At 68.2% G+C, this 7,204-nt stretch carries 6 protein-coding genes and 1 pseudogene; 5 read left to right on the forward strand and 2 right to left on the reverse strand.

Translation table 11 applies throughout. The annotated features are described in order from the left end of the window. A pseudogene (locus GXZ33_RS03405) lies at window positions 1-718 on the reverse strand (Fe-S cluster assembly protein SufB); the annotation flags it as partial. Further along, the gene (locus GXZ33_RS03410) at window positions 715-1,413 is read right to left on the reverse strand and encodes a metalloregulator ArsR/SmtB family transcription factor (RefSeq protein ID WP_291339443.1); all 699 of its coding nucleotides are present in this window, start codon (window positions 1,411-1,413) and stop codon (window positions 715-717) included. The gene GXZ33_RS03410 and the pseudogene GXZ33_RS03405, both read right to left, overlap by 4 nt. Window positions 1,414-1,604: 191 nt before the next feature. Here GXZ33_RS03410 and mptB point away from each other — a divergent pair, with 191 nt between their 5' ends. From mptB to GXZ33_RS03435, 5 genes are read left to right on the forward strand one after another with little or no spacing between them, the layout of a single operon-like run. Next, on the forward strand, window positions 1,605-3,299 hold the full coding sequence (gene mptB / locus GXZ33_RS03415; RefSeq protein WP_291339439.1) for a polyprenol phosphomannose-dependent alpha 1,6 mannosyltransferase MptB: 1,695 nt from the start codon (window positions 1,605-1,607) through the stop codon (window positions 3,297-3,299). A 6-nt stretch (window positions 3,300-3,305) separates the two neighbouring features. Next, window positions 3,306-4,274: an ABC transporter ATP-binding protein gene (locus GXZ33_RS03420; RefSeq protein ID WP_291339440.1), complete on the forward strand. Its 969-nt coding sequence runs from the start codon at window positions 3,306-3,308 to the stop codon at window positions 4,272-4,274. Between the two features lies 1 nt (window position 4,275). After that, window positions 4,276-5,046, forward strand: coding sequence for an ABC transporter permease (locus tag GXZ33_RS03425; protein WP_040085827.1), 771 nt, complete (start codon window positions 4,276-4,278; stop codon window positions 5,044-5,046). Window positions 5,047-5,103: 57 nt separating this feature from the next. Beyond that, the gene (locus tag GXZ33_RS03430) at window positions 5,104-6,078 is read left to right on the forward strand and encodes a heme A synthase (RefSeq protein ID WP_291339441.1); all 975 of its coding nucleotides are present in this window, start codon (window positions 5,104-5,106) and stop codon (window positions 6,076-6,078) included. Window positions 6,079-6,095: 17 nt separating this feature from the next. After that, window positions 6,096-7,061: a quinone oxidoreductase gene (locus GXZ33_RS03435; protein ID WP_291339442.1), complete on the forward strand. Its 966-nt coding sequence runs from the start codon at window positions 6,096-6,098 to the stop codon at window positions 7,059-7,061. The last annotated feature ends 143 nt before the right edge of the window (window positions 7,062-7,204 follow it).

Consider the following 7,204-nt stretch of genomic DNA (forward strand, 5'->3'; position numbering starts at 1 on the left):
CCTCGTCCACGATGATGAGCGTGCGCTCGAACTGGCCCATGTTCTCCGTGTTGATGCGGAAGTAGGCCTGCAGCGGGATGTCCACGTGGACCCCCGGCGGGACGTAGATGAAGGAGCCACCCGACCAGACGGCGGAGTTCAGGGCGGAGAACTTGTTGTCGCCGTCCGGGATCACCGTGCCGAAGTACTCACGGAACAGCTCCGGCTGCTCCTTGAGGGCGGTGTCGGTGTCCAGGAAGATGACGCCCTGCTCCTCCAGGTCCTCGCGGATCTGGTGGTAGACGACCTCGGACTCGTACTGCGCGGCGACGCCGGCGACCAGGCGCTGACGCTCGGCCTCGGGGATGCCGAGACGGTCGTAGGTGTTGCGGATCTCCTCGGGGAGGTCCTCCCAGGACTGTGCCTGGCCCTCGGTGGAACGGACGAAGTACTTGATCTGGTCGAAGTCGATCCCCGACAGATCAGCGCCCCAGGTCGGCATCGGCTTACGCTCGAAGATGCTCAGCGCCTTCAGACGCTTCTCGAGCATCCACTCCGGCTCGTCCTTCTTGGCGGAGATGTCGCGGACGACCTCCTCGTTGAGGCCGCGTCGTGCGGATGCTCCGGCCTCGTCGGAGTCGTGCCAGCCGTAGTTGTACGGACCGATGGACTCGATGATCTGGTCATCGCTCATGCTCTCCGGCTTGGTGGAACCGGGGTTCTGCGTGGCCTGGGTCATGATCCGCTCCTTTCTTCTGGAAGTTTCTCGATGGGTGTCAGTGGGATGTTGGTGGTGCAGATTCCGTGGCCACCACTGATGCTGGCCAGAGGCTGGACGTGAACGCCGACCAGGTCGGAGATCAACTGATGTTCAACCTCACACAGCTCAGGGTGCTCAGCGGCCACATGGGCCACCGGGCAGTGGTGGTGGCAGATCTGGATACCGCTCCCGGCACGGGTGACCGTTGCAGCGTACCCGGCACGGTCGAAGGCATCGGCCAACTCCCCCGCTGTTTGCTGGATGGAGTCCTCGTCCTCCCCTGCCGGGGTGACTCCCTCAACGATGCGCGCGATGCGCTGCGCCGCGAGTCGACGGACGGCCTCCTCCCCTCCGGTTTCCCGGAGGAGGTCCAGGGCGTCGGCGGCCAGCTGATCGTAGGAGTGCCCGAACTGGGACCTTCCCTGATCAGTGAGCCGGAACGCCTTCGCCGGTCGCCCACGCGGCGCCGCCGCCGTGCCGACAGACCGGACGCGCCGGTCGAGCGTCTCCGCCAGGCCCTCCGCCACGAGGATGTCCAGGTGCCGGCGGATGCCGGCGGCGGACATGTCGAGGCGGTCGGCGAGGTCGGAGGCCGTGACCGGTGCAAGTTTGAGCAGCATGAGCATGATCTGACGACGGGTGTCGCCCTCCACGGTCCGGGTCTCCGGGATCATGTTCTCGGGTTGTGCTGACACTGTCGCCACCTCCTCCTGCTGTCTCGGGGTAAAGAAAAAGTCGTGGTGACCGATCGGGTGGTGGTCCGATGGCCCTTACATTCGACAACACTAGTGTTCCCTAATTCATTCCCCCTGTCCACCTCGGGGCCCGGCGGCGTGTCACGGGGACGCCGCCCCGGCTGGTTAGGATGAGCGGCGTGACCACCCGACGACCGCCGCTCCTGCGCGCCCTGATCTCCAGCCTTCCGCGGCTGGGTTATGCCGGTTCCCGGTCCGCCCTGCTCCATGTGGATCCCGGCGGCGACCCGGAGGCGGCGACCCGCGGTCAGCACCTGAGTGTCCGGGAACTCAACCGCTTCCAGCTGCTGCGTTGGATCGGCACCATCGGGGCCCTGCTCATCGGTCTCGGGGCCCTGGGCGCCGGGGCGCTCCCGGTGCTGGGCAACCCCTACTCATCGTTCCCCGGCGGCTTCTTCATGGCCCGGATGCTGCAGACCTCCTCGGTGATGGTCCTGGTCGGCGTCGGGCTGCTCGTCCTGGCCTGGGTGCTCATGGCGCCGTTCGTCGGGGTCTCCTACCGGGGCTCCACCGCCGGGCCGACCGTCACAGCGTCGCTGATGAAGAGGACGTTCGCGGCCTGGGTGCTGCCGATCCTGTTCACCGCGCCGCTGTTCACGCAGGACATCTACTCCTACCTGGCCCAGGGCTCGATCGTGGCGCGCGGCATGGACCCCTACTCCGCGGGCCCCGTCGACCTGCTCGGTCCCGAAGACCCGCTGGCCCGCTCGGTGCCGTTCATCTGGTCCCACTCACCCTCCCCCTACGGGCCGGTGGCCCTCGGCATCGCCTCCGCCATCAGCCGAATCACCGCCGACTCGATCATCTTCGGCGTCATCGCGCACCGCATCGTCTCCCTGCTGGGGCTCATCGCCGCCGGCTGGGCCATCTCCCGCCTCGCGCGCCGCTGCCGCCTCAACCCCGTGACGGCCCTGTGGCTGGGGGTGCTCAACCCGCTGACGATCCTCCACCTCATCGGCGGCATCCACAATGAATCCGTGCTCCTCGGGCTCATGCTCGTGGGGCTGGAGGTGGGACTGCGGGGCGTCGACAAGCTCGGGGGACGCAACGGGCAACCCGTGGACCCCGCCGGCGGCGCCGGACTCATCGTCCTGTCGGCGCTGCTCATCGGCGGGGCGGGCCTGGTGAAGGTGACCGGCTTCCTGGCGCTGGGCTTCGTCGGTATGAACCTGGCGCGGCACTTCCTGCGGGTCGGACGTGGACCGGTGGTCTCGCTCGTGCTGGCGGTGATCGTGCAGGTCACGCTGCTCATCGCCACGATCGCGCTCATCACCGCAGTCACCGGCATCGGCCTCGGCTGGGTGACCGGCCAGGGCGGGGCGGCGACGATCCGCAGCTGGCTGTCCATGACCACGAACGTCGGCGTGTCCGCCGGATTCCTCGGCATGCTGCTGGGTCTGGGCGACCACACGGAGACGATGCTGCTCATCACCCGTGGGGTGGGCATGGTCGTCGCCGCCGGATTCCTCATCCGTTTCCTCTTCGCCACCTACCGGGGGACGATCCACCCGGTGGGCGGGCTGGGGGTGGCCACCTTCGTGCTCGTCATCCTCTTCCCCGTCGTGCACCCCTGGTACATGCTGTGGGCGATCCTGCCGCTGGCCGCATGGGCGAACCGCACCTTCTTCCGCGTCAGTGTCGTCGCCTACTCCGCCTTCTTCTCCTTCACCGTCGTGCCCCGCGGACTCGCTCTCCCGGCGTCGACGGTCGTCTCCATCTATCTCGGGGCGACACTGGTTTTCCTTGCCGTGGTGGCTCTCGGCTGGTGGCTTATGCGGCGTGGCATCATTCGTGGCCTACACTGAGTAACCGTGTCTGCAACTTTCGGTGGAGCCCCCGGCGTGAACGCCGGACCTGCTCTGGAACTAGAGAATGTGGTCAAGTCCTTCGGCCCCGTCACCGCCGTCGACGGCATCTCGCTGACGGCGGAACGCGGCGAGGTCTTCGCCCTGCTCGGCCCCAACGGCGCCGGCAAGACCACCACCATCGAAATGTGCGAGGGATTCAAGCGTCCCACCTCCGGCCGGATCCGCGTCCTCGGACTGGATCCGGTCACCCGGCCGGAGGAGGTGCGCAACCGGATCGGCATCATGCTGCAGGGAGGCGGCTCCTACACCGGCATCCGCGTCGGTGAGATGCTGCGCCTGGCGGCCTCCTACAACGACAACCCGCACGACCCGGAGTGGCTCATCGACCTCCTGGGCCTCGACGGGGTCCGCCGCACGACGTGGCGTCGCCTCTCCGGCGGCCAGCAGCAGCGTCTCTCCCTGGCGCTCGCCATCATCGGCCGCCCCGAACTCGTCTTCCTCGACGAGCCGACCGCGGGCCTCGACGCCCAGTCGCGCCTCGCCGTCTGGGAGCTCATCGAGGCGCTGCGTGCCGACGGTGTGACGGTCATCCTCACCACCCACCTCATGGACGAGGCGGAGGCGCTGGCCGACAAGATCGTCATCATCGACAAGGGGCAGGTCGTCGCCCAGGGCACACCGGCGGAACTCACCGCCGGTGGCACGGGGTCCCGCGTGAGCTTCGAGACCGACGGCGCACTCGACCTCCCGCTTGCCGACGCCCACATCACCCGACTCTGCCCCGACACTCCGGGTATCCAGTCGATCCGCCCCCTCAACTACGCGGTCCCCGCGACCGCCACGCCGGAGCTCATCTCCGCGCTGGCCACCGCCGCCGCGGAACAGGGTGTGCTCGTCCGTCGCCTGGACGTCGACCACCGCAACCTCGAGGCGGTCTTCCTCGAGATCACCGGCCGGAGCCTGAGGAGCTGACATGACACAGACCCGTTTCGAACCCGGAACCTTCCGCCCCGCACCCCGCCGTGCCTCCCCCGCTAAGATGATCGCCGCCCAGGGCCGCATGGAGACGATCCTCTTCCTGCGCCACGGCGAGCAGCAGCTGCTCAGCGTCATCATCCCGCTGGTCGCGCTCATCCTCACCGCGCGCCTGCCGATGCTCAACGACGAGACCAGCCTCAACGAGATCCTGCCGATGGTGCTGGCCATCGCCACGTCGAGCTCCGGCTTCACCGGGCAGGCGATCGCGGTGGCCTTCGACCGTCGGTACGGGGCGTTGAAACGCACGGGAGCATCCGGGGTGCCGACCTCGACGATCATCCTCGGCAAGATCATCGCCGTCGCGGCCATGGCCGGCCTGCAGATCGTCCTGCTCAGCTCGGTGGCGCTGCTGCTCGGCTGGCGCCCCTCCCCCGGCGGCGTCCTGCTGGGACTGGTGATCCTCTTCTTCGGCATCGCCACGTTCACCGCCATGGGCATGCTCATGGGCGGCACCATGACCTCGGAGATGGTCCTGGCCCTGGCCAACCTCATCTGGTTCCTGCTGGTCGGCGCGGTCGGCTGGGTGATGTTCACCCAGAACCTCGACGCCGCCGGCTGGTACAACGCGATCCCCTCCGTGGCCCTCGCCTCCGCCCTGGCCCTCGCCTTCGACGGCGTGTTCCCCTGGATGCAGATGCTCATCCTCTCCGCCTGGGCCCTCCTCGCGACGGCGCTCGCGGTCAAATGGTTCCGCTTCGAGGCCTGATCAAGCACCCGACACACCCCACACCCGACACCAAGCGACAAAGATAGGATGGGCGACGTGACTGACACCGCCACCCCTGCGAACGCCACTGACCATTCACCAGCTACCCGGGGCCCCTCGGTGCGTCTCCAGCGCATCCTGGCCATGATCCTGCTCATCGCGCAGGGCGGCATCACCGTCACCGGGTCGATCGTCCGCGTGACCGGCTCCGGCCTCGGCTGCGACACCTGGCCCAACTGCCACGAAGGTTCCCTCGTCCCCGTCGCCGGCGCCGCCCCGGCACTCCACCAGGCCATTGAGTTCGGCAACCGTCTGCTCGCCTGGGTGCTGGCCGCCATCGCCCTGGCCGTGTTCATCGCCGTGTGGCGGGCGCGCCGTCGCCGGGAGATCATCGTCTACGCCCTGCTCTCCGGCATCGGCATCATCATCCAGGCCGTCCTCGGCGGCATCTCCGTCCACCTGGACCTGAAGTGGTGGGCGGTGGCCATCCACTTCCTGCCGTCGATGGTCCTGGTGTGGATCGCCGCACTCCTCTACATGCGTCTGGCTGAGCCGGACCACCTGCCGCAGGTGCGTGTCTTCGCACCGAGCATCCGCCTGCTCACCGTCCTCGCCGCCGTCTCCCTGTCCATCGTCCTGGTGACCGGCACCATGACCACCGGTGCAGGCGTCCACTCGGGTGACTCGGGCGTCGGTATGGAGGGCCGCCTGGAGGTCGACATCGCCCTGATGGCCTACATCCACGCCGCCACCATGTACGTCTACCTGGCGGCCACCCTGGCCGTCATCTGGCTGCTCTACCGCGGTATGGCCAACAAGGACGCGAAGAACACCGCCTGGATCCTCGTCCTCATGATCGCCGTCCAGTGGGCGATCGGCGTCATCCAGTTCAACATGGGTATCCCCCGGTGGACGATCCCCGTGCACATCGGGATGAGCTCCACCGTGGTGGCGTTCTCCGCGTTCCTGTACGCCCACGGGCTGCGTCGCCTGAGCCCCGGACAGAAAAACGCCACCGTCACCGCTGAGTGATGGCTAGCCTGGATGCCATGAAGGCAATCCAGATCACAGCAACCGGAGGACCTGAGGTCCTCGTCCTGCGCGACATCGAGGCGCCGGTCCCCGACGACGACGAAGTGCTTGTCGACGTCCTGGTGGCCGGCGTCAACTACATCGACACCTACTACCGGGAGGGTGTCTACCACGCCGGACTCCCCTTCGTCCCGGGGCTGGAGGGCACCGGCCGGGTCGTCCACGATCCGCAGGGGGAGATCGCCCCGGGCACCGTCGTCGCCTGGTGTGACGCCTTCGGCTCCTACGCCGAGCAGGTGTGCGTGCCGCGTGACCGCCTCGTCGCCGTCCCCGAGGGCGTCGACCCCACCGTGGCCGCCTCCATGCTCCTGCAGGGCATCACCGCCCACTACCTCACCTACGGCGTTTACGACCTGCAGGAGGGCGATTCCTGCCTCATCACCGCCGGTGCCGGCGGCGTGGGTCTCCTGGCCACCCAGATGGCCGCCCACAAGGGGGCGCGCGTCTACTCGGTGGTCTCCACCGACGAGAAGGCCGAGCTGGCCCTGGAGGCCGGCGCCACCGAGGTCTTCCGTTACTCCGACAACCTCGCCGAGATCGTGCGCCGTCGCAACGGTGGTGTGGGCGTGGACGTCGTCTACGACGGCGTGGGCAGGGACACCTTCAACGAGTCCCTCGAGGCCGTCCGCCCGCGGGGCACCGTGTGCCTCTTCGGTGCGGCTTCCGGCCCGGTGGAGCCTTTCGACCCGCAGCTGCTCAACACGCACGGGTCGATCTTCCTCACCCGTCCCTCCATCGGCGCCTGGACCTCCGGCGAGGGGGAGTTCCGCATGCGCGCGCAGGCGGTCACCCAGGCGGTTGTCGACGGCACCCTGAAGTTCCGCATCTCCGGCGAGTACGCGCTCGCCGACGCCGAGCAGGCCCACCGCGACCTCCAGGGTCGCCGGACCACCGGCTCCATCGTCCTGCACGTGCAGGATTAGGAGCCGGCGAGGGCCGTGGCTGAGAGGTCGCGGATCGGGTGGATGTTCCGCCGGGACGGACCACCACCCGGCGGGTGATGCACCACCCCACCCGGTACCCGTTCCATCCGACCGTGCCTCGGCGGTTTATCCGGGTCATCGTC

This window comes from Corynebacterium sp. (assembly GCF_012838985.1).
Lineage (GTDB): Bacteria > Actinomycetota > Actinomycetes > Mycobacteriales > Mycobacteriaceae > Corynebacterium.